This window comes from Polynucleobacter sp. 31A-FELB, assembly GCF_018882405.1.
Lineage (GTDB): Bacteria > Pseudomonadota > Gammaproteobacteria > Burkholderiales > Burkholderiaceae > Polynucleobacter.
Genome location: NZ_JACVOO010000012.1, coordinates 1 through 24897 on the forward strand (window position 1 = coordinate 1; position 24897 = coordinate 24897).

A 24897-nucleotide genomic window follows, 5' to 3' on the forward strand; every position below is an offset into this window, starting at 1 on the left:
GTTCAACTACCTGTTTGACTGCCTCTAACTTGAACTCTTCAGTAAACCGTCTTCTTGTACTCATGACACACCTCCTAATAGACTAAATATTAGGCTAGAAAGTGTCTATAGAAGTGGTAGCGATTCACCCCTCTCACGAGGGGTGTTTGTAATACGTAAAGCTACTTTTGGTGACTATTAACCAAATACAAAGTTATCAATCTCAATCTTAGTAATTGAATCGATACCAACTAAAGTAATCGTTCCGTCAAAAGCTCCTGTCAATGACGTGATCTCAAGGTTGCTGCCAACATCAACGATTTCAAGAATCTGTTGATCCAATGTGTTTTCAACAACCGCACGTATTGAGCTAAGAGTTACAATTTCACCAGCGGTACCGAAATCGAAATCCGAAAAGTTGAGAATGTCATCGTTTTCTGTGCCACTTGTCATTGACAGGAATCCTGTGATTGATGTGTCAGCAACACCATCCGCATTGAAGAGGAAATCAAAGATTCCGTCATCTAGTACTCGGGCGCCGTCCACGCCACCTCCGTAAAGAGTAATGGTGGTTTCACCGGTACCGAGTTTAATGTCGGCAACGTCAGTATCAGCACCTTCTAGGTCTTGAATAAACGCGGTCACTGCACCAGTCAACTCTGTTAAATCCAAAATTGAATCATCACTAGCAGATGATGCTCTTTGCATAACTAGTGAAGTTGCCTCATTAGAACCAATCACAACATCTTTATTTCCAGAAATTGCTAGTTTGGCACTGACTTTAAAGTCAAGAGCGCTAGCATCTGTAATCGTAAAGGTTTCCCCGCCTTCAACTGAAGTTAGGTCTAATGTGAGTGTTTTAGTAGTGGCAATAGTTGTACCTGTTAACGCTGTAATTGTGAGATCAGCAGAAGAGTCATTCACAATGGTCTCACCATCAGCAGCTACAATCTTCAATGCATCAATCAGCAAGTCTTGATCGCCAGTGAGGCGAAGTTCTGATCCGCTGATGAGATCCGAAGCAGTTAATACGCCAATAGCACGTGCGCCCTCTCCGGATGCATTTACTGTTAAGCTATCAAGTGCTGTTGCTGTTAATCCGCCGGCTAAATCAATTGCACCAGCGCCTCTCATGTTAACGACGACATCACGGAATCCAACTGCGGGTGTTAGTGTCGTATACGCGTTTGTAACAGATACTCCCGCAAACTCATCGGCCGTAATGTTGATCTCGGTAGCAGATGTAGCATTTAACGTAGCAACAGTGAAGGTTGAATTTGCTGTACGCGCCCCATCATTGGTAAGAATGTCAAGGGTACGTACTGAGTTTGCTGTCAAAACAGTAATTGCAGAAGTTCCAGCATCATGCGCCATCTCTACTGTCTGCTCCGTCACTCCGGATTTGTTAGTGATTTCAACCAAAGACGTAGTTTCTGCAGTGGCCACGACTTTAACACCGGCAGCAAGATTAGTAACACCGTTTGTAGCACGGTTGCCAGTGTATAACAGTGTGTCGACGCCAGTCCAGTTGGTGGCATTGATTGCACCTGTCGTTGCGTCGGTTGCAATGATTGCTTCCCCACTAAATGCAGTTGCATTAACTTTAAGCGTATCCAGAGTAGCAGCAGCTGCGCTAATTACAATATCACCGGTACCGGCACCTGTTAGCACGACTCCAGTTCCAGCGGCCTGTGATGCTGAGGCTGTAGCTTTGAGGTCTCCAGCTGCTGCAATCGTAAAGCTACGATCGCCTGCACCTGCGCTTGAGAGAGTAATTCCATTAATACCAGAAAGTGCAGCGCCACCTGTAGCTGTAACAATATTGCCGAATGCAATATCGCCATCACCAGCAGTTGTCAGCGCTACCACATTGGATGCAGCTGCTGTGCCAGCTTTAACGTAGGTATTGGTTAGACCCAAATCAGCATTTGCGGCGGCCGTAACATTGATCGCTGTGAAGGCTGATGCGGCAGTAGCTCCAATATCATCGATAGTGTTAGTGACTGCAGTTGCAGATGTGGTGGTTGAGGCAATATTTAAAGTCTCGACTCCAGCGGCTGTAACAATTGCAAAATCGACGGCAGCTGCGCCGCCAATGCCGAGATCAAGAGTATCAGCCGTTCCGGTAGAAGCACCTGTCACCACAATGCGCGCATCATCGTCTGCAGTGTCACTTGCAATCAGGTTAACGCCTACACCTGCATTTACATTTAAGGTGAGATCAGTTGCAGTTGTAGCCGTATTTGCCGCAAGTGATACTGACTCCAGGCCATCTAAACCAGTTGTATCTGCGACAACTCCTGAGCTATCTAATGCATAACCGGAAAGTGTTAGATTCTGGACAGAGCCAGTAATGTAATCGGCAAAGTCGATACTTGCATCGGTCAAGCCAACCAAATTGAGAGAAAGATCGCCCTCAAGTTCGGATGCATCGATTGTGGATTTAACAGCGTAGTTGGTGGTTAAATTCAAGCCCGCTGTACCAGCAATGTTCAGGGCGGTAATACCTGAGTAGTCATCCGCTGATACCGAAACAAGATTGAGTATATTTGTTGTAGTGCCTAAACTCTCAAGGTTAACTTCTGCGATTGCAACGGCAGTTCCTGCAGTGCTGTCCGATAGGGTAATAGACGCGCCACTTGTAGCTGCACCTTGAATACCAAGATTAAACACATCTGCGGTGGAGCTAGCTGACTTGCCCTCTAGAGTTAATGCCTTGTTTGTTTGTAGCACAAAGTCAACTGAGCCATTTTGAACCAAGCCCGACAATGCTACGCTGTTTGATCCAAGTACATTTACTGTATTTGCACCCGTGATGGCAGCCATTGAGAGCTTACCGCCAGCCACTGCAGACTGAACATTAAATGTCTCAACATTTTGAATTACTGGTGCCGGAGCATCAGTTGGGGCAAGAAGGGTTGCAATTAAGACATCATTGTCAGTTGTGCTTGGATCCGAAATGAAAACGTTGTCGCTCAAACGATTATTTGCATCGATTGTATTGCTGCTGGTAGTCAAGAACTTATCAGCAGGAGTTACGCCCTCGGAAGCTGAAGCAGTCAATATTGCGCTACTAGTAGTGAGTGGACGAAAGGATGATAACTATAAGTGATTGATTGTTAAAACATTATTGTTGTTTTGTACTGATAATTTTAGAGTTGCCAGAAAACTACCAGCAATTAAATTCCATTTTTTATCAAAGATGGATCAACTAGTTGAAATATTGCCTCAGCAGAATATGCTCTAAGACATTTATGAATTTATGCTGCCAGTAAATTACCAGCAATATTATTCAAATAAATCTGCGTGTGATCCAGCTCGAACAAATACAACCGTTTCGTGCTTACCGCTCTGCTCTATTCTGTATATCAAAAGGAAGTCACCACCGACATGACATTCCCTGTGATCTTCCCATTCACCCTTTAATGCATGATCCAACCACTCAGCACCAAGTAACTGATCGTTGGCGATCAGTAAAAGCATGGCCTCTTTTAGGTTATTGAGGTTATACCTTCCAGATGCAGCTAAGCTAGTCCAGTCTTTTACAAATTGCTTAGTCTTTAAACAATCTCTTAAAGGCTGTGCTTTCTTGCTCGCTTTACTTTTTTTCAAGTTCATTGATAAGGCTATCAAATGACTGGGCTTTAGCGCTGACTAATTTCCGTGACTCTTTCATGGCCGCAACAGTGGTGGCATTGGGAATCTTGATTTCAAATGGCAATCCACGATGCGTTACTACCTGCGTTAAAAAGAGACGCACAGCATCAGACACATTAAGTCCACAGCTATTTAATATCTGTACTGCCTCAGTCTTTAAGTCTGAGGTCACCCGAGTTCTAATCTCAGCTTCCATATTGTTTTTTAGTGCTGTAACAGGCATGATTTACTCCTTTTTGTAGCTACATTGTAGGAGTATACGCCCTTCTTTAGCATAGGGCAAATACCCTAACCTATTGTTTTTCAAAGAGATGGGCCTCTACCGTAATAGAAAATCCGCCGCGATAATTATCTTGCGAGACCGTAATCCCCGATTCCTGAAAGACACGAAATAAGCTCATGACGGTGTCATGCCTAGGATTGATTGCGCCCTGCTCAATGCGTGCAATGCTAGTAACAGCCATCTGGGTTTTTTCCGCTAACTCAGACTGAGACCATCCCAAAATTGCCCTACAGCCACGGCAAAGGGCTGCAAAAGAGGCTTTTTCTATGCTCATCCCGATACCTTTAGGTAAGAAATTTGGAAAAAGTAGTTGACACTACACTTAAAAGTGTTAAAATAAACACTAATGATATTAATTAAACTCATATAAACACTTTAATAATGCCTAAACTGTTGTTTTCAGAGAAGATTATAAAGTCTATTGTTTGTCCTGTGGGCAAAGATAAGTATGTGCTGATTGATTCGGCAACTAAAAATCTGCTCTGCGAAATCAGGCCAAACGGCAGGAAGACCTATTTTCTACTTTGGAGAAATACCCATGGGAAAAGGCGGCTTACCCGCTTGGGTGATGCATGTGACATCACGGTTAAACAAGCTCAAGACCTAGCGAATCAATACCGCTCCAAAATCGCCATGGGCGAAGATCCGGCTGCTGAAAAAGCCATCAAAAAATCAGTCCCGACATTTGAGCAGTTCATTGCCGAGCGCTATATGCCGTTTGTGCGAAGTTATAAGAAAGCCGCTAATTCAGACGATAGCTATTTACGCAACCAGATCCTGCCTGTTCTCGGTAAAAAGTACCTTGATGAAATCACCCGCAAAGACATCATCGATTTTCACCATGGCTTGCATGCCAAGGGGTACAAGCCAGGGACCTGCAACCGAAGTCTCATCTTATTGCGCTATGCATTTAACTTAGCGATCAAGTGGGAGGTTCGAGGCGTTAAGACTAATCCCACCAAAGATGTAGCCCTACTTAATGACCAAGAGGGCAAGAAAGAGCGCTACCTTACAAAAGAAGAAACTGAGCGTCTCTATGGTGTCTTAAAGGATAGTGATAACGCCTTACTGCAATACATTATCCCCATGCTCATTCTGACCGGTGCTCGCAAACGGGAAGTGTTAGATGCCCGTTGGGAGGACTTAGATTTAGATCGCCGTCAGTGGCGTATTCCCATTACCAAAGCAGGGCGTCCTCGTTATGTGCCACTGTCTAACGGTGTGCTTCATTTGCTCGCCAATGTCCCGCATACAGATGACAATCCATGGGTCTTTCCCAATCCGAAGACAGGTAAGCCATACGTCTCTATCTTTGGGTCTTGGAACGCTGCTCGCATTGCAGCAGGTCTTGCAGATGTACGCATTCATGATCTGCGCCACAGCTTTGCATCGTTCTTAGTTAATGCAGGCCGCTCCTTGTATGAAGTGCAGCGAATCCTGGGTCACACGCAGATTAAAACGACGCAGCGATATGCCCACCTGTCTCAAGATACTTTGCTTGATGCTGCTGATGCAGCTCATCAGATGGCAGGAGGTATGGTGTATGCAATTGAACCTGTAACACCCGATCAACTGGGTTATAGAAATATCTAGCAATCCACTTTGGTGACATGCATAAATACAACTAAAATTTATAATTACCCCTTACATAAAAAAGTTTATGTGGATATAATGTGCATATCAATGATTTTTATTGATTGACATAGGGGAAAGACCAGAAACAAACAAAGCCCATTTCGCAGGGCGCTTGGACTACTTCAGGCATGCACCGTGACCCATAAAGGGTCGTTGTAAGCATGAGGAGTCCAAATGGATAACCAAGACTATTCGCAAAACCGCATCCCTAAAGGATTATCAGTTGTCGCTGGTAACCGGGATCTAATCACTACGCCTGAATTCGCTCAGGTCTTCAATGTTCAGCCTCAGACGGTTCGCAAGAGCTACTGCCTGACCGGTCACGCCTACGGTATTCGCCCAACCAAAATTGGTAAACGCTTGCTTTGGTCGGTCGCTCAAATTACTGAGAAATTGAAGGAGGCAGTATGAGCGCTGCTACCTTTACCAAAATCACAATCCTTAACCCTGAAAAGGCGGGCAAGACTTTTTCTAGAGTTAATAGCCAACTCAAAAAAGAGACTGTAGGTTACTACTCTGAAGCGGATGCTTATTTGCAGGCTGTTAACACCTACGATGAGCTAAAAAATGAATTGGAATCATGCTCTGCTAATGAACTGATTCTTGCTGGCACCTCTAAGCAAGAACATACCAAAGTAAGACCAAAAGCCAAAGCGAGTAGTGGACAGGCTTCTAGGGATGCGCAGAGCTTTCCCTTTGGAGCTGCTCCAGGTTTACTTGTTATTGACACCGATGAGGCAGATAAGCGAGCTAGTGACGGATTTGAATCAGTAGCGAACCAGTTGCATGATGCTGTACCCGAATTAGCCAGTTATTCGATGCTGCACACCACATCGACCGGGGCAAATGTCATAGACGCGAATGGTGAGAAATTAACGGGCGTCACGGGCATCCATACGCTATTCATGATCAAAGATGCTACAGACGTACCCAGAGCCCTAAAAGCCCTTCATCAACGGCTTTGGCTTGCTGGCCACGGTTACATCTTCATTGGAGTAACGGGCAAAGCGTTTGACAGAAGCATTGTTGATCTGGCCATGTGCGAGTCATCGCAGCCTTTATATATGAGGGCGCACCTGGATCCTGATATGTCTCAGAATAAGCAGTTTGCAATTTATGAGGGTGAGCTTGGTGATGGGTTACTTGACACCAAAGAAGTGATTAAAGATTTAAGCCAAGAGGAGTTAGAGCATTTCAATACATTGGTGGCTAGGGCCAAAGAAGATGAGCGGGATGCTTGTTCAGAGAAGGCTAGGACTTATAGCGAGGAGCAAGTTAAAAAGAAAGAGGCGCAAGGTCTTAACCATGAAGAGGCTGTCAATCTTGTTGCTTCAAGTTTGCGTAATGACTTGTATGAGGATGTGCAGATCTGCCTATCTGATGGCGAGATCGTTACAGTTGGACATATCCTGTCTGATCCTCAGCAATATCATCATGCCACTTGTAGAGACCCCTTGGAGTGGGAGTATGGGGGAGCACAGGTGGCAAAGATTTTCTCCAGCCAAGACAAACCGCTGATTCAATCATTTGCCCATCATGGTCAAACCTACTTCTTACACCGAGGCAAGCCACCAACAGCGCAAGAGCGGCGTGAGCAGCAACGTCAAGAGAGCGTCCGTATTGGCCAAGGTGAACGAGAGCTATTGCCAGAGATATTTACACTAGACCAAGCATTGGAGCGCTTTGTCTTTCTTACTGATGGTTCTAGGGTTGCAGACATTAATGATCCGCGCTTTCCAATGTCCAAAATAGATTGGGATAGGTATATCGCAGCCAGTAAGCATGACTTTATTAAAGACCATAAACCGAAGGTTGGACAAGTTTCTGAGTTCTGGATAAATGGGGTCACTCGCAAGACGGCTACAGCAACCACATTTAAAGCCGGTGGGAAGCTGTTTGAACTAGACCCCCATGGGCGTGATTGCATTAATACATGGAAGTCTTTTGAGAGATCTACCCAAGACTTTGATTGCAATAGGCATGGATTAGGTTTATTCCTTGATCATGTGAAATTTTTGTTCAAAGAAGATGCTCCTAGGTTTTTGAGGTGGCTAGCCCACATCGAACAAAAGCCCGGGGAATTGCCTCATACCTCTTGGCTTCATGTCGCCACCAATACTGGATTGGGTCGTAATTGGATGGCTGCAGTATTGGTGAGGGTATGGTTCGGGCGAGTTGCCGCGCACCTTGATTTAAACCACCTACTTGAGGGAAATTTTAATGGTGTGGTGTCAGGCAAGATTTTAGGCATTGTGGATGAGATCCGAGAAGGTAATTCAGGCAATCAATATCGCTTCTTTGAGCAGCTTAAGAAGTTCACCACCGAAGCACAGCGATTAATTCGCCCTAAGTATGGGCGCGAGAGTGTTGAATACAACTCCTGTCGGATGCTGTATTTCTCTAACCACAGGGCAGCAATACCCATTGATCACACAGACCGGCGCTTTGAGGTAGTGATCTCCGAGGATAAGCCTAGGGATGCTGATTACTTTAAGACGCTCTATAGCGCGCTAGAGGATCCAATGTTTATAGAGGCTGTGGCCAGATATCTGGGGGCATTGGACATATCAGCCTTCAATGCTGGCGATCATGCTAGGCAAAGCACTGGCAAAAAATCCGTTCAAGATGAGTCAAAGTCTGCACTAGATGAGCAGATGGAGCTGATATTGCGTAGATGGCCGGCTGATGTGATTACAGCCAAGCAATTTGCATCAGCTCTTCAGGAGGAGTCGGCCGAATATGCACCTAATATCACAACCCCAGCGATACGCAGAACGATGGAAAGGCACGGGTTTAGAAGCCTTAAAAAGCCCTGCCGCATCACTTCGTCGCTTGATTCGCTCGCCCTAAAAACAAAGCCCGAGAGAGTGATCGTGTTGCGTAATCATGAAAAGTACATTAATCAACAGGGAGAAGCCAATACAAGTGCGCTTGTAAAAGCATTTAGCGTTCTTAGATTAACCCTTTTAACAATTAAGAAAACAATGGAAGTTACCGGCCTTGGGTCATGGGTACACGATTTACTCCTATGTTTGGATGCAGAGGACTGAAATATGAACTAGTTAAACGACCCTCGTAACAGGCTACAAGCTATATAGGATATGGCTTAAGGCCGAATCTGTTACGAGGTGTTACGAGAAGTTCTAAAAAGAATTTTGAAATTGATATTTATAAGTAGTTTTAGGAAAAATGCGTAACCGTGCGTAACTGTGTAACAGATTTACAGCGCATGATGCCAGGAGAAATCATCCTCCGTAAACAACATTGGAGAAGAAGAAATGATTCAAATGCCCACTAAAGATAGTAACGAGTGCTGCAGGGTTAGCCCTCATATAGAGGTGAGTTATGCCTAAGATTAAAGTCGCCCCCAAAGATGGTGAGCTGACAGAGGATATTGGAAGCTATTTTTTAGATCCTAGGACTACAGCTGCGTATGTAATAGATGCATTCTCCATAGGCGACCAATTCAATTATCAGATGGCTGGAAATGCCCTCCACAGAGACTTAAAGGCCATTAAATCGGGAGACTTAAGTAGGCTAGAAGAGATGCTTTACTCGCAAGCGGCGGCCTTAAATATGATGTTTGCCCGATTATCTGAAATTGCTATCCGCCAGCAAGGCTTACCCCAGTTTGAATCTCATATGCGGTTTGCACTAAAGGCGCAAAAGCAGTCTAAGGCGAACCTACAGACCTTAATTCAATTAAAGCAGCCGAGCACGAGTACTTTTGTGAAGCAGGCCAATATCGCCAATGTGCATCAGCAAATCAACAACTTAGAAAACTTTTCAAATAGGCCTAACGAACTTTTGGAGGTACACGATGGCAAACGGCTGGACATTGGAACGCAAGGCGCGCCAAAAAGAATTAATTCAAAAATGGAAACCATGGGAGAAGTCGACGGGCGCCAAAACTCCGGAAGGAAAAGCAAGGTCTAGTCAAAATGCCTATAAGAACGGATCTAGCTTTGCTAAAAATCTACTCGCTGAATTGAATAAACTGCTTCGAGAGCAAAAGAGGGTGATTGATTAACAATTAGTTAAATCGCAACCAGAAGGCTCAGACAAACAAAAACCCCACCGAAGTGGGGTTCTCATAAAGCTTATTAATTCCTAGATACTGCAACCCACGGTGATCTGTGGGTTTCTTAAGATAGGTTATTAATCACTCGCACTTGAGGTGCTTCTGGGTTATCAAGCAGTTCGGCATTGACTTTGAATTCAGCCTCTTGTTCAGGCTTTTTTACTTCCTCAGTACGTACATCCTGAGAAAGACTGCATTCTGATTCGTCATTACCGTAAATCTTGATGTTTGCCATTAGACAATCCAATTACAGAGTGAATAAAAGAAAAACCCCTATCTTTTGGATAGGGGTTAGTCGTATTACTTATTGCAACCCACGGTGAGTTGTGGGGATCTCTTTTGAGGGAGATTAGGCGATCTGAACATAGCTATTACCACTAGAAGGATCAACAAAACCTAAAGTTAGCGATCCGACAAGTTGAATTGCCAAAGATGGATCTGTACTATTCAGGTCAACTACATAGGTGTTTCCGTTGAATAGGAAGTAGCCAGCCTCATCGCTTGTAGCAGCAATTTGTGTTGCCGCATCGGTAATTGCAGCTGAAACAGTTGAAATTCCACTGTCAACGGTAACTAATCCTGCCCATGCACTTGCGGCGTACGTAGTAATTAATGTAACTTTATCAGTCGTACCAAATCCTGTAACTCGATCATAAAGTGCTGCAGTAGACCCAGTAATCGATAAAGTATCGGCACCTGAGCCTAGAGTAACATAATCAGTTTGAACTGTATTTCCTGTCCATACTAAGCTACCTGAGAGAGCCGAAGCATCAACGGTTGCACCACCCGCTGTGGCTACAGTAGTGCCAGCACCTGTTAAGTTATTAAATGTTACATTGCCAGAACCAGTTAAAACAAGCTTTGCAAAATCGCTATTACCAGAAGCTGCGGCACCAGCGCCATCGTTTTCAACTGAAGCTATAGTCACAGTTTTACCTGATTCTACTGATACGTTGGCAATACCGCTACCAGAGAACGAGTAGTTAGGGCCAATAGCAGAGCGGTCATGGGCAATAGTAAATGTTACATCTTGTGCACCAACAAATGTGTCTGCATCCAAAGCCTTAGTCACAGAGAGGCTAGCTTCTGCACGAACTGAAGATGCTGTTAGCTTGCTCATGTCCAATACAACTACATCATTGTCTGTACCGTTACCAGTCAAATTAAAGCCAACTTGCTCAAAGCCTGTAGCGTTAATTAGTGCGTAACCTTGTGCAGTTGGTGTAGCAGTGTAAACCGTAGTGCTTCCTACTTGTGCAACTGTGTAGTTTAATGATGTTGCACCAATTGCAACGTCCAGGCGCAACGAATCAGTTCCTGTGCCCGCAGTAATAACATCGCTAGAGTTAATGGATGTGAAATCCATGTAGAGAATGTCATCACCTGCACCACCGGTGTATGTCAAATCAGTAGCGGTACCAGTGTTATCGATGATCGTGTTGCCTGTTGAGCCTGATGCATTGATCGTAGTTAATGTTGAACCAATGAATGTGTCGCCAACAACTAAAGCTAAAGTACCGCCAGCTGCTGCATTTACATTTAGCGTAGTAATATCATTTGCAGTTCCATCAGCTAGGATTGCTTTGGTGAAACTTGCTGCTGATGTGTACTTTGTGCTACCTGAAACAGTCAATGTATTTAATGTATCAGTAGTTGTGCCTGCTGTTTCTACAACAATAAAGTTTCCAGTGCCGGATGAACTTGCATTTGCAAAGGCTAAATTAGCAGTAGTTGCGCCTACATCATATGTATTAGCGATTCTTACATAGTCAGCTGCTGCAATTGTTCCAGTAACCTGAACAGTAGCGCCATTGTTAAGGCCAGTAATCGCCTGTCCGCCTGTAGTACCGTTTGCGGAGGTAGCAATTGTTGTATTTTGCAATGCAGCCTTTGTCAAACCGCCAACCAAATTAGTATTAATTGCGCCTAATGTAGTGATAGATCCACCATAGACCAAGTTTTGCATATTGGTGATCGTGCCAGTCAAGACATTGGCGCTACCTTCAATTTGCAATGTATTTGAACCATTGCCACCATTGATGGTGTCAAAAGTGTTCAATGTAGGCAATGTGCCACTGCTTCCACCTAAGGTTGCATTGAATACGTCATCACCTTGTGCGCCGTTAAATGTATCGATACCAGTAGTGAGTGGACTAATGATTCATAATGTTATTTATATGATTCATAAGGTATATTTTCTCTTATTAAGTCACCCTGCCCTTAGCACCTTGCCAGAACCTACAGACTGAATTGGGGCTATCTTTTGGCTTATTTAGCACTTTTATTAAATTAGTAGCAAAATCAATTACTTACAGATTGGTTACATTGAGCCCTACCTACTGGTTACCCATAAACAAAAATCCCGGCTGTTTGGCCGGGACTCTCGGGTGTATTTCAGAAGTTAGTGCAGAGCTGCTAGCGATGCCTCAGGCGCTCGGTCCAAAATCTTGAGGAGTGTCTTCGCAGCACCAGTTGGGTAACGTCTGCCCTGCTCCCAGTTGCGAATGGTTTCAACGGATACATCAATGCGCTCTGATAGTTGAGCTTGACTCAGGCCTAGGCGCTTGCGGACTCGGCGTGCAAATTTAGCAGCATCGAGCATCGCTTCATGTTCATCAGCAAGCATCTGCACCGAGATCTCTTCTTCGGTAGTGGCATCTACCTTTGTCAGGTTGATGCGGCCTTGCTTTAAGCTGCTTGGCGTTGCTGGGTCAATCTTGATTCGTACTGTTTTCATAATAATTAGCCTCTCGTTGGTTGGCTTTACGGGCTGAAATAATGCGGGTCGCCTCTCCTCTTGGTGTGAACACCACGACATAGAGTCTGCCGTTGATACGACCGATAGCTTGGTAGCGCTCTTCCCCGTAACTTCTGCGCTCATCTAACTCAATCAGTCGGTCTGGGTCAAAGAAGACAGTTGCAGCATAAGCAAAGTCAAAACCACGCTCTTCAAAACACGCTTGGCTTTTGCCTTCGTCCCATTCGAATTCCATAGTCTAACTATAGTCCAATGGACTATGAAATGCAATAACCATACTTGGTACTAGGATCGCTTTTTGGGCTGTGGTGTCTGTGCAATGCCATGTTCGGCATTGAGAAGGGCTTTTTTTGTAAAGCGGATCACAACTTCTTCATCCGATACCTGCACTTCGACTCCCTGCTCTGAAAAGTAACGCAGAACGTCATCTACGGTATCAGTTCGGGGGGAGGCTTCGCCCACTGTTTCCATGCGGTTAATAGTAGGGCGAGAGCAGCCCGTCTTATCGGCCAAGCTGTCTTGACTCAGATTAAAGGCATTTCTCAAGGCCTTGACCAGAACCGCGACTTTTAGGGCTTGTTTAATGTGCATACCAGTATTGACATCAACTTAGTTATGATTCAAAATGTAATTATTAAGATTAAATAAGTAATACAAACGCTACATTTGACATCTAAAGGATGATATGCCTAAACTCCAACTCAATGCCGAACTCGTTAAAGAGTTAGTATGCCCCAAAGAGAAAGCTAAATGGGACGTATTTGATATAAATTGTAAAGGTTTGATGCTGGAAGTGCGTCAATCTGGGGGTAAAACCTACTATTTGCGCTACACCGATGAGCGGGGTCGCTCACACCAAATGAAGCTGGCAGCAGCCTCAGACATCACACTGAGCCAAGCACGGCAAATGGCTAATATCGCTAGATCCAAAATCGCCATGGGCGAAGATCCGGCCGCTGAAAAAGCCATCAAAAAATCCGTTCCGACATTTGAGCAGTTTATTGCGGAGCGCTACATGCCGTTTGTGCGAAGTTATAAGAAGGCTGCCAACTCCGACGATAGTTATCTGCGCAACCAGATTCTGCCCGTGCTCGGCAAAAAGTACCTGGATGAAATCACCCGCAAAGACATCATCGATTTTCACCATGGCTTGCATGCCAAAGGGTATAAGCCAGGCACCTGCAACCGCAGTTTGATTCTGCTGCGCTACGCCTTTAATCTTGCCATTCGCTGGGATATTCCGGGCGTTAAGACTAATCCCACCAAAGATGTAGCCCTGCTCAATGACCAAGAGGGCAAGAAAGAGCGTTACCTTACAAAAGAAGAAACTGAGCGTCTCTATGGTGTCTTAAAGGATAGCGATAACGCCTTACTGCAATACATTATCCCCATGCTCATTCTGACCGGTGCTCGTAAACGGGAAGTCTTAGATGCCCGTTGGGAGGACTTGGATTTAGATCGCCGTCAGTGGCGTATTCCGATTACCAAAGCAGGGCGTCCTCGTTATGTGCCACTGTCTAACGGTGTGCTGCATTTGCTCGCCAATGTTCCGCATACAGATGGCAATCCGTGGGTCTTTCCTAATCCGAAGACAGGTAAGCCGTATGTCTCGATCTTTAATTCATGGAACGCTGCTCGAATCGCAGCAGGTCTTGCAGATGTGCGCATTCATGATCTGCGCCACAGCTTTGCATCGTTCTTAGTTAATGCAGGCCGCTCCTTGTATGAAGTGCAGCGGATCCTGGGTCACACGCAGATTAAAACGACGCAGCGATATGCCCACCTGTCTCAAGATACTTTGCTTGATGCTGCTGATGCAGCTCATCAGATGGCAGGAGGTATGGTGTATGCAATTGAATCTGTAACACCCGATCAACTGGGTTATAGAAATATCTAGCAATCCACTTTGGTGACATGCATAAATACAACTAAAATTTATAATTACCCCTTACATAAAAAAGTTTATGTGGATATAATGTGCATATCAATGATTTTTATTGATTGACATAGGGGAAAGACCAGAAACAAACAAAGCCCATTTCGCAGGGCGCTTGGACTACTTCAGGCATGCACCGTGACCCATAAAGGGTCGTTGTAAGCATGAGGAGTCCAAATGGATAACCAAGACTATTCGCAAAACCGCATCCCTAAAGGATTATCAGTTGTCGCTGGTAACCGGGATCTAATCACTACGCCTGAATTCGCTCAGGTCTTCAATGTTCAGCCTCAGACGGTTCGCAAGAGCTACTGCCTGACCGGTCACGCCTACGGTATTCGCCCAACCAAAATTGGTAAACGCTTGCTTTGGTCGGTTGCTCAAATTACTGAGAAATTGAAGGAGGCGGTATGAGCGCTGCTACCTTCACCAAAATGACCATCCTCAATCCCAAAAGAGCGGGAAAGATTTTTTCTAAGGTTAATGACAAGCTTAAGAAAGAGACTGTAGGTTATTACTCTGAAGCTAATGCCAGTTTGCTCTCAGTTAACTCCTATAGCGAGCTAAAGAGTGTCATACAAACCTGCTCTGCCAATGACGTCATTCTCGCTGGCACTTCCACGCACGAGCACCTTAAGGTTAGACCTAAATCCAAAAAAGGGATAGGGGAAGCCTCTAGGGATGCGCAGAGCTTTCCCTTTGGAGCTGCTCCAGGTTTACTCGTGATTGATACAGATGAGGCAGATAAGCGCTCTACAGGTGGCTTTGAATCGATCAGGCACCAATTACATACCGCGATACCGCAATTAGCCAGTTATTCGATGCTGCAAACTACCTCGACAGGGGCAAATGTTGTGGATGCAAGTGGCGAGCTTTTAACGGGTGTCACGGGCATTCATACCCTGTTCATGATTCAAGATGCTACAGATGTGCCAAGGGCTTTGGAGATACTGCATCAAAGGCTATGGCTCGCTGGTTATGGCTATATCTTTATTGGAGAAACAGGCACAGCATTTGATAGAAGCATTGTGGATCTCGCTATGCGAGAGTCTTCTCAACCTTTGTATATGCGAGCCCATTTAGATGCTGGTATGTCTCAGAATAAGCAGATTGAAATATATGAAGCTGAGCTGGGCGATGAGTTGCTCGATACCAAAGAAGCACTCAAAGATTTAAGCGCTCAAGAGGTACTTCAGTTTAATAAATTAGTGACTGAGGCTAAGTATGCGTATCGGGATGCCTGCTCCGAGCAAGCAAAGGCCTACATTGACAAGCGCATTAAAGAGATGAAGGCCAAAGGCTTCAGTCACGATGAAGCTGTTGATGTGGTAGCCGCAAGCTTACGTAATAATTTGTATGAGGATGCTGAGATCTGCTTATCCGATGGTCAGATTGTTACTGTTAAAGAGATTCTTGCCGATCCTGAGCAATACCACGAGGTCACCTGTAGAGATCCGCTGGAATGGTCTTATGGGGGCGCGCAGGTAGCAAAGATTTTCTCAAGCCAAGACAAACCCCTCATTCGATCGTTTGCCCACCATGGTCAGATTTTTTACTTACATGAAGGTAAGGCACCCACTGCTGCTGATGATTTTGCTGATGACTTTACAGAAAAAAATACATCTACCCACGAGCCAACCCATGAAGATGAGGAGGGTGACATTTACCTGTCTGCCATGGAGTCGATCAAGGAAGATGAGTCGATGTTTTATGGTTTGTTAGCTAATATTGTTGAAAAAGGGACGCGAAATTCTGAAGCAACTAAGGTTGGCATTGCAGCTGGCTTAATCGCGCAATGGTCTATGTTCTTGGAGCCCTTTTACATTGAAATTGGCGATGAAAAAGTTGGGTGCAATATTAACGTCCTATCAGTAGGTCTGTCTGGGCATGCGCGCAAAGGGACGTCATCAGAGCTTCCCAATCGCATCTTAGCGCCAGGCATTCGTAGCCGAGCAGAGCATCTTTATGCAAAACAAGAAGGTATAAATTTTGCTATCTCGCGCGCTAATGCAGAATGTAGCGCCAAAGATAATGCATTAAATGCTTGCTTGAAAACGATCAGCATCCTAGAGCATCTTGATAATGATGACATTAACAAACTAAAAATTGAAATTGAGATTCTTAAAGATCGAATCGAAAAGAAGGAGGCTGGCCTTGCGAAAGCTAAGGCAAATTTAGATAGCGCTTGTGGCACTAAAGGGTATGTCATACGCTTACAGAGTATTGAAGATGGTCAGATAATACTTCTGGCCGATAAGGCTAGGCTAAAGCAGCTTATTGCCACCCTTGAGGAGTATGAGCTTACCCTGATAGAGCCAGAGTCCGTTATGCAAAAGTTTCGCAAAAAAGAGGTTGACTTAAGGCGTGAAATGGAGAGATTGAGGGGCCAGATAGAAAACCTTGAGTATCAATCTGGGTTCCCACGAGCATTAGCCAATTGTGGCAGGCCATTAAATGTGATCTATAGCGTTTCTACCGGGGAGGGTGTAATTGAAGCAATCAGAGATCCCTCTACGCACACAACTAATGGCAAAGAGATAGAAGATCCAGGGGTATTGGATAAGCGTCTATTTATTGACGTAGCTGAGTTCGGCGGTATTTTGGCGCAAACTAAGAAAGCGGGCTCAATACTTTCAGCAGTGATTCGTAATGCATATGACTGCAAACCCCTAGAGACCAATACAAGACATGAGCCAGTTAGCGTTCAGAACCCATATGTCTCGATATCAGGCTCGATTACCCCCAACGAATTTAATGGTCTGCTATTTGATAAGCAAGATATTGCTAAAAATGCAGACAATGGATTTTCTAATCGATTTATCCCTCTTCATGTTCATCGCAATAAACTAGTAGCAATGCCTACAAAGACTCAAGGTACGGAGGAGATGATTAATGGACTTTGGAGTAATTTACTGAGGGTTTACCAAACCCTAAATCCGAGTGAAGAAGCAAGAGCAACAGCCATCTCGATGGATGTGGATGCAGTAGAGCATTGGGACCGTGAATATAAGCGAATTACCACTTTACGAGCAGCTTCAATTGATGCGCAGCGACTGCATGGTCGGTTAGAGACCAATACCAGAAAGCTGGCCGTTATTCTCGCCACTATGAACGGGGAAACTTCGGTCTCGCTTCCTGCCCTAAAGGCTGCGATTGCCTGGATTGATTACTCCGCACAGACCATCAATAAGGTGGTTGCCACAGCAAAAGATCGCATGAGTAATGAGGCCGTGTCTAGAGATGCCCAAAAAGTACTTGGTGCTTTAGCCGCCTTTGAAGGGCAAGCTAGCTATACAGAGCTGGCCCGAAAATTGGGTTATGACAAAAAACAAGGTAAATATAAGTTGGAAGCAGCCATTGCAAGACTAACGACTGCTGTGCCACCCGTTATTGAAGTCATTAACAGCATAAGACAAAAAAGCAATGGTAAGAAACAAACGCTTAAGGTTATTAGATTGATCAATTTTGCTCAGGAAAAATGCAAGTGAACTATTTAAAGCAACTTTTATCCAGTTCCGATGCTGGGAATATAAAACCGATAGATCCGATAGGAAATCGAATGGTTTCTATGCTTTGCTATCTCTCTACTCAGAAAAGAGAGGTAGGACATTTGTTTTTATTCAATTTTTTCTATCGGTTCTATCGGTTCTATCAATGTATTACTAAAACCTTTAAATATAACTCCCCACATTTAAAGAAGCATTGGGTAAGGCCATGACTATCCCCAAAGGAAAGCCAAAAATAACTAATCCCAATCTGCTGCTTCTGAAGCACATAGATGGGCAAGATGAGCTCAAAACATCGACTGACTACTACCTATCTCAAGCGACCTTAGGCGCATCAACCGCAAAGGTAATGGGCCGCAATGGCGCTCTAGATGAAGACCAGATATCGCTGGAATACACCAAGGAATTGCTTGAGAGGCATTTTAAGGATGTTGCCAATGGTGAACTGGCGATAGCCGAGCAAATGCTCATTACCCAAGCCTTTGCATTAAACGTGGCATTTAATAGCCTTTCTGTACGAGCTGCACGGCAAAAGGACGCCTCAACTATGCAAATGATCATGAATCTGTGTTTTAAGGCGCAAAACCAATCAAGGGCTACTTTGGATTCCCTCGTGCAACTCAAGCGCCCAAATCAAACCAGCTTTATAAAGCAAGCCAACATTGCAAATGGGCATCAACAGGTGATTAATTCTGGCGAAAAAAACATCACGCCACAAAACGAACTTTTGGAGAGATCAAATGGCAAACGGCTGGACAGAAGTGCGAAAACAAAAGCAAAGAGAATTGATTCAACAGTGGAGGCCGTGGGAAAAATCGACGGGCGCGAAAACCCTAGAAGGAAAAGCTAGGTCATCTCGCAATGCCGTCAAGACCGGCAATAGCGCTCAGATCAGGGAGATGATTAAGGAGATCAATGCTCTATTGAGGGGCCCAAAATTATTGGATTAACTCGCGCCCAAATAGCCAAATAAGTAATCCCGTCAAATTGACTCACTCGCCCTGTGAAAGAGCTAATTTGAGGGTTGCCATGATTGGCAATGAATTATTTATTTTGGTTTGAAATAGTTACTCCAAAACAAGTAAGCCCCTTCTACGAGCTTATGAAGCATCACTTGATCGCCATTACTTAGCTCTATTATGTAATTAGCAGAATGTTCACTGATTGGGTCTGAGGATCCAAAATAGAAATTGACGCTATGAATTATCGCTTTGGTAGAGACTATGGAGCTACGAGGCCTGCTTACACCACCATGTTTAGAGTTTGTTGCAATGTCATGCAAAGCACTTAGTGCGCTACATTTAATCTCAAATTGATTCCTGAGATCGCCAAGGCTTAAGCGATTAGGATTCGTTCGTAAATCTTTCTCAACCCAGTCAATTAAATGCCACAAAGATGAGCATAAATTAAAAGCCTCTCTAGCCGTGGGTTCGCTATTAAATCGCAAAAAGTTAGGCTGAACTATCTCCATCCAGTACTGTGCCGCTGATTCAATTCCTAAAATAGGAGTTATAGCCTTCTCTTTACTCATAGCCTTTTACTCTGCCTCAAATTACTTTTAACCATCTTAGCCCCTAATTCAACACCGACCCCCAATAGAAAAACCCCACCGAAGTGGGGTTTCTCATAAAGCTTATTAATTACTGCAACCTACGCTGATCTATGGGTTAAAGGTGAGATGATTTTTGAATGCCTCTTGTCCTGCCGCTGGACTCAAATGAAATTCATCGATATGCCATTTACCATTTGAAACACCATCCCCAAAATTGGTCATTGAGAAGATGTCTAGGAACTTAAACCCACGCTTTTGGCTTTCACTTTTCAGCACTTCATTGAATGTCGAAAGTAATTCAGCAAAGCCTAATTTACTGATGAACTCTAGTTTATTGAAGTCAATATTACTAGCAGGCACTCCAGATACGATGATCTGATGCTGCATTTCAGTATTGGCTTGAACCAACCAGTTTAAGTAGTTATTTATAGTTTCATTCACAATTGCATCAATGGCCATTTCTGGATTGTTGTACATAAACTTCACAATTCCTTCATCGGGACGGCAATCAATTTCGCCAATGGCCATCAAGACTGTTGAGCTTTTGGGGAGTGACCGAAAATGATTTATGACTGCTGCTTTATATTGATTTGGTTGTGTATTGCCTAAGTGCCACTGCTTGCAGCCTGGAATCCATAGTGATTGACATTGCATAATTTGGTCGTCAAACGTTATTTCAAGGCCAGAGTATGGCAAGGAATGACTCTCACCAATAACATGGATTCGAGCAGGCCGCGCAATGTAATTCTTATCTTGGAAATGCTGCAACAATCTGTTTAAAAATAACCAATACGCCTTAGCACCCTTATGAATTAATAGCCCGCCGTCTTTGGCAGACTTGGTTATCTCTAGATACCTTTGGCAATTGCTAGCATCTCCTAGCAAGTAAGCCAATACTGCCAAGTAGACCCCATCTTCTAGCCCTTCATTTTCAGGATCTATTTTGTAAGAGATCCCATAGTTTTCAATAGCTTTATCCCATTGCCCAAGAAGACAATTTAGTCGACCTAATGCTGAATTGCATTTTAAAAATCGTGGGTTAATCTCATATGCTTTCTGTAGAGTTAAGAAGGCATCATCAAATAATCCATTGTTGATTTGGGCTGAACCTAAGTTTGATAAGGCAAATATATTATCAGGATTTAACTCAAAAGCTTTTTTTGCGTGATTCAATCCTTTATCTAATTTACCGAGTTCTATAAATACACCACTGATATTGGAATGTCCCTCAGCAAACTCTGGCTGTAATGTTATTGCTTTCTGGTAATTGGGTAATGCCTCGTCATATCGTCCTTGATTTGCATAGATGCTACCGAGTGAATCCCATGCAGCAAATGCCTCGGAATCTAGCTCTATTGCGTTTTTAAATGCTACCTTTGCTTGATCAAATAGCTTTTGATCAGCCAGAATATTGCCGTAGTTATACCAAAGTTGAACACTTGGTGCGATTTGTAATGCTTTCTTATAGACTTGCTGTGCTTGTTCAAGCTCGCTTAAAGACCTCAAGACAGTACCTAAATTACTATAGGCATCAATGTAGTTTGTTTTTAAATCAATCGCTTTCTGATAGGACTGTTTTGCCTCTATTAGCTCTCCCAATGCAAGCAAGGTGTTTCCAAGATTAAAGTGGGCTTCAGCAAATTTATTATTAACCACTAATGCACGCTTAATGTGCTGCTTTGATTCTTGAAGCTTTTGGTCATTGAAATAACAGACCCCCAATAGATGCAGTGCATCAAAATGTAATGGCTTAACTCTTAGAATTTTCTTATATCCTAATTGAGCAGACTTAATGTCACCTTGCTGATGAGCATTTAATGCACTCAAAAATACTGTGTCTATTTTCATTTTGTTTCACCATAGAAAAACCCCACCGAAGTGGGGTTCTCATAAAGCTTATTAATTACTAGGTTTACTGCAACCCACGGTGATCTGTGGGTTTCTCTTTTTAGGGAGATTAAACCACTACAAAGTCACCTGCAGCAATAGTTGCTGAACCAACCTTAATTACCAGGTCATTTGCACCCTGGAAACCGGCGATTGCATCGTTAACAACTACATATGAACCAGCTGCAGCACCATTTGCAAAGCTAATTTCTTTTGCGATGATTTGGTTAGCGCCAGCTGCTGCTGCTGATCCTGCAAAGTTACCTGAACCGAAGTAGGCATTAGCAGTAATTGCAGCATATACATCAGCCAATGAGCCAACTGATGTTGTATCCACAACAGTAGAGGCCATCGTTGCTGCAGTAGATGTGCCGCCCGCTGTTAACGTTACTCCATTTAACAAGTAACCTGCTGTAGTAGATGCGGTTAAACCGATCTTGTCAGCAGTTGTTGTAAATCCAACAATTGAGTCAACGTTAATACCACCAGCGCCAACTGAGGTAGCTTTGGTTGTGTAAACAACTGTATCGGTACCAGAACCAGTAGTAATTGTGTCTTGACCAGCGCCACCAGTGATAAACCAAGTATCTGTGTCTGTACCCAGAGTGATGGTATCCGCACCCGTGCCGCCCTTAGCAACGTTGGCAGTACCAGCAGCAACTGTTGAACCAGCAAGATTCATTGTTACACCAGAGGATGTATTTGCAGAGGCATCTACCACTACCATCTTAGTCGTAGTAGTAATACCTGTTGCATTAACCGTAATGTTGTCAGCTCCTGCAGCAGAACTAGTGATGCTAATTGCAACGTCACCAGAAACTGAGGTGGACAACTTCAATGAATTTCCGCCTGATAGGCCAGTAGCATCGAATGTTAAAGCGCCCGTTGTCAATGCAGCTGCTGTTACATCCAAAACACCGCCTGTAGATGTTACCAAGGCATTCTCATAACCACCAACAGTCCATGTGAGGGCGCCTGATGTATTAGCAAAGGTGAACTTATCAATACCAGTTACATTTGCAAAATTAGCATCAACAACTGTTACAGCGCCAGTTGTGTCTGTATACGCTACAGTATCCGTACCTGTACCACCAGTCAACGAGCTTAATGCTGCAATGTTTGCATATGTGCCAGTGATAACGTCGTTACCAGTACCGGCAGTAATGGATGGAGTGCCGCCAGTACCTTTGGTGCCAACGTTAATTTGGTCATTTGCTGATGTACCAGTTACTACTAAAGCACCAGTTTGACCAGCGATAGACAATTCAACACCGGCGGTATTAGCGCTTGCATTTAAAGTAGTTACTCTAGTTGCGTTAGAGCTGATATCAACCTTAGCAGCGTAAGCACCAGAAACGGTTACTGTTTTGAGATCTGTTGTAGCTGTACCGATAGCAATGCTACCAAAATCCGTACCGGCAGTTAACAAAGTACCGGCCGTATTGAATACAGCTGTACCACCAGTAGATACAGTTAAATTCAATGTTTCAAAACCACCGATTGCAAGAGCTGTTGCATTTTCAACTGTAGTAGCTGTTGTATTGGTAAATGTTAATCCCAATACATCGGCTGTGCCTGTACCGTCTAGCAACTGATAAGTAGTAGCTGTATTTGCAAGAGTAGCCTTAATAGCAACGTTAGCCGCTTGACCTGCAGTCATGCTGGAGAAACCAGCACCAGCTGCTTGTGTTTCAAGGCTTACGATACCAGCAACAACTGAAGCATCTTGAGTTACGCCACCAGTGATGCTGTTGTTCAAAATTTCAAAATTGCTGAACTTAGCACCAGTGGCTGCTGTCATTGCAACTGTAGTCAACTTAATAGTGTCCGTTGTACCGCCACCACCGTTGATTGCGCCAACTGTATTAGTGAATGCACCAGTAACTGTAACTGTGTCTTTACCAGCACCACCAGTAAATGCAAAGCCTGTAGGAGCGCCTGTATTAAGAACAGCAGCAACACCACCAGCCGTCATTCCACTTGCGTCAACTGATGTCACTGTGGAAGCAAGGGCGTTTGTACCTAAAGTTACTAAAGTAGCTGCGCCTGCAACTGTTAATGTAGTTAAAGCACTACCAGTGATGCCTGTACCTAAATCAAGGCTAGTAGCAGCATTGATAGCAACAGTAGTTGCTGTCGCAGTAGCAGCTAAAGAAGCTACTTTATTTACTTGACCTGCTGTTGATGTTTGCGCACCACCAGTAGAAGTTACGTTTACTGTCTTGAGTAAACCATCAGCATTAGCGTTCAATGTAACGGCACCAGCATTTGCGCCACCATTGACTGCCAGAGTTACGGATGTAGTTCCTGCGATTGATGTCGCAGTTACTGCACCTAACTGAGTGGATGTACCATTGCCATTAATTCCAATAGCTGTTGTTTTGCCAACGTTTGTAAAGGTAACAGCGCCTGTTGAGCGATCTGCCCACAATTGTGTTGCACCTGTAACACTTGCTTGATCAATAGTTGCCGCTTGACCAGAAATGTTATTTACATATAAGGCATCTAAACCACTGTTATTACCGAAACTAATTGCACCAGTAGATGATGCATTTGCGGTAGTCACTGTAGATGTAGGAATGTCACCAGCAGTACCTGTAAATGTCATGGCTGCCAAAGGTGTTCCGGCAACGGCTGCAGTCAACGTTACAACTTTTGAGCCTGTTGTGCCAGTAGATGTCGCAGTTGCAGTAGTACCTGTTACGGCATTAATTGCTGTAACCATTGCTGTAACAGTTGCATCGTTAGTGGCACCAATTACATAAGAGCCAGATAAGCCGTTATAAGTAAAGTTAACAACATCACCTTGATTGCCTTTTACATTAGGAACAACCAGTGAAGTGGTAACGATTGCTGGAATACCAAAAGCGATTGCGGGCGTTGCAGTGCCTGCAGTTGGAGCTAGTACAGTTACACCAGCAGTACCACCGCCATATGTGAGTGCAGCATTTGCGCCAACGGTAGCAACTTGTGAAAGTGTCAGTGTTGCGCCATTAACCGCTGTCACTGTTGTGCCAGCTGCCACACCAGTACCTGTAATGGACATTCCAGCCTTAATATTAGCATTGGCAGTACCAAGCACCAAAGTTGTTGAAGCAGTACTCGCAGTGTTAGTGCTTGATGTTTGTCCGATAAAGGCAATAGTAGAGCCTGCGACAGAATTCAAAGCTGAAATAAAGTTTGCCGCTGAAGTTGCTTGTGTATTGGTGCTGTATGTGAAGCTGCCGCTACCTGTGCCGTATGTGAAGGTTTCTGTAGTTGCGTTTGTTGTATCAGCGAATACATATTGGTTTGCTTGTTGAACATTTGCAGTCACTGTAGCAGCTGTGATTGTATTAACTTGAGCCGTTGCAGCAGTAGTCGCGCCGATAGCGCCACCAGCATTTTGTAAAGACACTTTTAACACATCGCCTGAAGTTGCTGAGGTACCAGTAATATTGTCATTGGCATTCATTGTTGTGCTAGCGGCAGCAGAAGTGCCGTTACCAAAATCAATAATTCCTGACACAGTACCTGAACCAGCCATCGTAATTGTGTCGATACCAGTAGTGAGTGGACGATCCGACTACAAATAAATTATTAGAAAAATCAATTAGTTACTTTCTAATTTTGTATTCGATGAT

At 44.1% G+C, this 24897-nt stretch carries 21 protein-coding genes; 8 read left to right on the forward strand and 13 right to left on the reverse strand.

The features are described from left to right. The 5 genes from ICN30_RS11765 to ICN30_RS08145 form a co-directional block, all read right to left on the reverse strand. The coding region (locus ICN30_RS11765) for a transposase (RefSeq protein ID WP_223146557.1) at positions 1-64 on the reverse strand (64 nt) is incomplete at its 3' end. A gap of 113 nt (positions 65-177) precedes the next feature. After that, entirely contained in the window at positions 178-3042 is a 2865-nt protein-coding gene (locus tag ICN30_RS08130) for a hypothetical protein (protein WP_216274689.1), read from the reverse strand. A 225-nt stretch (positions 3043-3267) separates the two neighbouring features. Then, positions 3268-3597: a type II toxin-antitoxin system YafQ family toxin gene (locus ICN30_RS08135; protein WP_216274691.1), complete on the reverse strand. Its 330-nt coding sequence runs from the start codon at positions 3595-3597 to the stop codon at positions 3268-3270. Beyond that, the gene (locus tag ICN30_RS08140) at positions 3578-3859 is read right to left on the reverse strand and encodes a type II toxin-antitoxin system RelB/DinJ family antitoxin (RefSeq protein ID WP_255533178.1); all 282 of its coding nucleotides are present in this window, start codon (positions 3857-3859) and stop codon (positions 3578-3580) included. Before ICN30_RS08140 ends, ICN30_RS08135 begins: the two co-directional genes overlap by 20 nt. A gap of 70 nt (positions 3860-3929) precedes the next feature. After that, positions 3930-4193: a helix-turn-helix domain-containing protein gene (locus ICN30_RS08145; RefSeq protein ID WP_216274693.1), complete on the reverse strand. Its 264-nt coding sequence runs from the start codon at positions 4191-4193 to the stop codon at positions 3930-3932. Positions 4194-4300: 107 nt separating this feature from the next. On the opposite strand from ICN30_RS08145, the gene ICN30_RS08150 reads away from it, so the two are divergent. The 4 genes from ICN30_RS08150 (at position 4301) to ICN30_RS08165 (ending at position 9490) form a co-directional block, all read left to right on the forward strand. Next, positions 4301-5512 (forward strand): tyrosine-type recombinase/integrase, encoded by a 1212-nt coding sequence (locus ICN30_RS08150; protein WP_370626619.1) that lies wholly within the window; start codon positions 4301-4303, stop codon positions 5510-5512. Positions 5513-5728: 216 nt separating this feature from the next. Further along, the gene (locus ICN30_RS08155) at positions 5729-5965 is read left to right on the forward strand and encodes a hypothetical protein (protein ID WP_216274695.1); all 237 of its coding nucleotides are present in this window, start codon (positions 5729-5731) and stop codon (positions 5963-5965) included. Then, positions 5962-8604: a primase-helicase family protein gene (locus tag ICN30_RS08160; RefSeq protein ID WP_216274697.1), complete on the forward strand. Its 2643-nt coding sequence runs from the start codon at positions 5962-5964 to the stop codon at positions 8602-8604. The genes ICN30_RS08155 and ICN30_RS08160 overlap by 4 nt, the downstream gene beginning before the upstream one ends. A 295-nt stretch (positions 8605-8899) precedes the next feature. Next, the gene (locus ICN30_RS08165) at positions 8900-9490 is read left to right on the forward strand and encodes a hypothetical protein (protein WP_216274699.1); all 591 of its coding nucleotides are present in this window, start codon (positions 8900-8902) and stop codon (positions 9488-9490) included. A 209-nt stretch (positions 9491-9699) separates the two neighbouring features. Here the strand turns inward: ICN30_RS08165 and ICN30_RS08170 are convergent, their stop codons facing one another. The 5 genes from ICN30_RS08170 to ICN30_RS08190 form a co-directional block, all read right to left on the reverse strand. Beyond that, a complete protein-coding gene (locus ICN30_RS08170; protein ID WP_216274701.1) occupies positions 9700-9870 on the reverse strand; it encodes a hypothetical protein in 171 nt (56 codons plus the stop codon). Between the two features lie 114 nt (positions 9871-9984). Continuing rightward, positions 9985-11703 (reverse strand): hypothetical protein, encoded by a 1719-nt coding sequence (locus ICN30_RS08175; protein ID WP_216274703.1) that lies wholly within the window; start codon positions 11701-11703, stop codon positions 9985-9987. Positions 11704-12036: 333 nt separating this feature from the next. Then, complete coding sequence (locus tag ICN30_RS08180; protein WP_216274704.1) at positions 12037-12372, reverse strand: DNA-binding transcriptional regulator; 336 nt, start codon at positions 12370-12372, stop codon at positions 12037-12039. Further along, positions 12347-12628, reverse strand: coding sequence for a BrnT family toxin (locus ICN30_RS08185; protein ID WP_216274705.1), 282 nt, complete (start codon positions 12626-12628; stop codon positions 12347-12349). Before ICN30_RS08185 ends, ICN30_RS08180 begins: the two co-directional genes overlap by 26 nt. Positions 12629-12678: 50 nt before the next feature. Then, complete coding sequence (locus ICN30_RS08190) at positions 12679-12984, reverse strand: helix-turn-helix domain-containing protein (RefSeq protein ID WP_216274706.1); 306 nt, start codon at positions 12982-12984, stop codon at positions 12679-12681. Between the two features lie 94 nt (positions 12985-13078). Here ICN30_RS08190 and ICN30_RS08195 point away from each other — a divergent pair, with 94 nt between their 5' ends. The 4 genes from ICN30_RS08195 (at position 13079) to ICN30_RS08210 (ending at position 18685) form a co-directional block, all read left to right on the forward strand. After that, a complete protein-coding gene (locus ICN30_RS08195) occupies positions 13079-14290 on the forward strand; it encodes a site-specific integrase (RefSeq protein WP_216274707.1) in 1212 nt (403 codons plus the stop codon). Positions 14291-14506: 216 nt separating this feature from the next. Further along, positions 14507-14743, forward strand: a complete 237-nt coding sequence (locus ICN30_RS08200) for a hypothetical protein (RefSeq protein ID WP_216274695.1) — start codon at positions 14507-14509, stop codon at positions 14741-14743. Continuing rightward, positions 14740-17817: a DUF3987 domain-containing protein gene (locus tag ICN30_RS08205; RefSeq protein ID WP_216274708.1), complete on the forward strand. Its 3078-nt coding sequence runs from the start codon at positions 14740-14742 to the stop codon at positions 17815-17817. The genes ICN30_RS08200 and ICN30_RS08205 overlap by 4 nt, the downstream gene beginning before the upstream one ends. 226 nt (positions 17818-18043) lie before the next feature. Next, positions 18044-18685, forward strand: a complete 642-nt coding sequence (locus ICN30_RS08210; protein WP_216274709.1) for a hypothetical protein — start codon at positions 18044-18046, stop codon at positions 18683-18685. A 198-nt stretch (positions 18686-18883) separates the two neighbouring features. Here ICN30_RS08210 and ICN30_RS08215 read toward each other — a convergent pair whose 3' ends face one another. The 3 genes from ICN30_RS08215 to ICN30_RS08225 all read right to left on the reverse strand — a co-directional run bounded on the left by ICN30_RS08215 (position 18884) and on the right by ICN30_RS08225 (position 24800). After that, positions 18884-19366, reverse strand: coding sequence for a hypothetical protein (locus tag ICN30_RS08215; protein ID WP_216274710.1), 483 nt, complete (start codon positions 19364-19366; stop codon positions 18884-18886). Between the two features lie 129 nt (positions 19367-19495). Next, a complete protein-coding gene (locus tag ICN30_RS08220) occupies positions 19496-21235 on the reverse strand; it encodes a tetratricopeptide repeat protein (protein WP_216274712.1) in 1740 nt (579 codons plus the stop codon). Between the two features lie 109 nt (positions 21236-21344). Next, positions 21345-24800, reverse strand: coding sequence for a hypothetical protein (locus tag ICN30_RS08225; RefSeq protein ID WP_216274714.1), 3456 nt, complete (start codon positions 24798-24800; stop codon positions 21345-21347). Positions 24801-24897: the final 97 nt, after the last annotated feature.

Excerpts from the sequence above, each read along its gene's own strand:
- ICN30_RS08135 (WP_216274691.1), bottom strand. The coding sequence starts at position 3,597 with ATGAACTTGAAAAAAAGTAAAGCGAGCAAGAAAGCACAGCCTTTAAGA.
- ICN30_RS08140 (WP_255533178.1), bottom strand. The coding sequence starts at position 3,859 with ATGCCTGTTACAGCACTAAAAAACAATATGGAAGCTGAGATTAGAACT.
- ICN30_RS08145 (WP_216274693.1), bottom strand. The coding sequence starts at position 4,193 with ATGAGCATAGAAAAAGCCTCTTTTGCAGCCCTTTGCCGTGGCTGTAGG.
- ICN30_RS08150 (WP_370626619.1), top strand. The coding sequence starts at position 4,301 with ATGCCTAAACTGTTGTTTTCAGAGAAGATTATAAAGTCTATTGTTTGT.
- ICN30_RS08155 (WP_216274695.1), top strand. The coding sequence starts at position 5,729 with ATGGATAACCAAGACTATTCGCAAAACCGCATCCCTAAAGGATTATCA.
- ICN30_RS08160 (WP_216274697.1), top strand. The coding sequence starts at position 5,962 with ATGAGCGCTGCTACCTTTACCAAAATCACAATCCTTAACCCTGAAAAG.
- ICN30_RS08165 (WP_216274699.1), top strand. The coding sequence starts at position 8,900 with ATGCCTAAGATTAAAGTCGCCCCCAAAGATGGTGAGCTGACAGAGGAT.
- ICN30_RS08170 (WP_216274701.1), bottom strand. The coding sequence starts at position 9,870 with ATGGCAAACATCAAGATTTACGGTAATGACGAATCAGAATGCAGTCTT.
- ICN30_RS08180 (WP_216274704.1), bottom strand. The coding sequence starts at position 12,372 with ATGAAAACAGTACGAATCAAGATTGACCCAGCAACGCCAAGCAGCTTA.
- ICN30_RS08185 (WP_216274705.1), bottom strand. The coding sequence starts at position 12,628 with ATGGAATTCGAATGGGACGAAGGCAAAAGCCAAGCGTGTTTTGAAGAG.
- ICN30_RS08190 (WP_216274706.1), bottom strand. The coding sequence starts at position 12,984 with ATGCACATTAAACAAGCCCTAAAAGTCGCGGTTCTGGTCAAGGCCTTG.
- ICN30_RS08195 (WP_216274707.1), top strand. The coding sequence starts at position 13,079 with ATGCCTAAACTCCAACTCAATGCCGAACTCGTTAAAGAGTTAGTATGC.
- ICN30_RS08200 (WP_216274695.1), top strand. The coding sequence starts at position 14,507 with ATGGATAACCAAGACTATTCGCAAAACCGCATCCCTAAAGGATTATCA.
- ICN30_RS08205 (WP_216274708.1), top strand. The coding sequence starts at position 14,740 with ATGAGCGCTGCTACCTTCACCAAAATGACCATCCTCAATCCCAAAAGA.
- ICN30_RS08210 (WP_216274709.1), top strand. The coding sequence starts at position 18,044 with ATGACTATCCCCAAAGGAAAGCCAAAAATAACTAATCCCAATCTGCTG.
- ICN30_RS08215 (WP_216274710.1), bottom strand. The coding sequence starts at position 19,366 with ATGAGTAAAGAGAAGGCTATAACTCCTATTTTAGGAATTGAATCAGCG.
- ICN30_RS08220 (WP_216274712.1), bottom strand. The coding sequence starts at position 21,235 with ATGAAAATAGACACAGTATTTTTGAGTGCATTAAATGCTCATCAGCAA.
- ICN30_RS08225 (WP_216274714.1), bottom strand. The coding sequence starts at position 24,800 with ATGGCTGGTTCAGGTACTGTGTCAGGAATTATTGATTTTGGTAACGGC.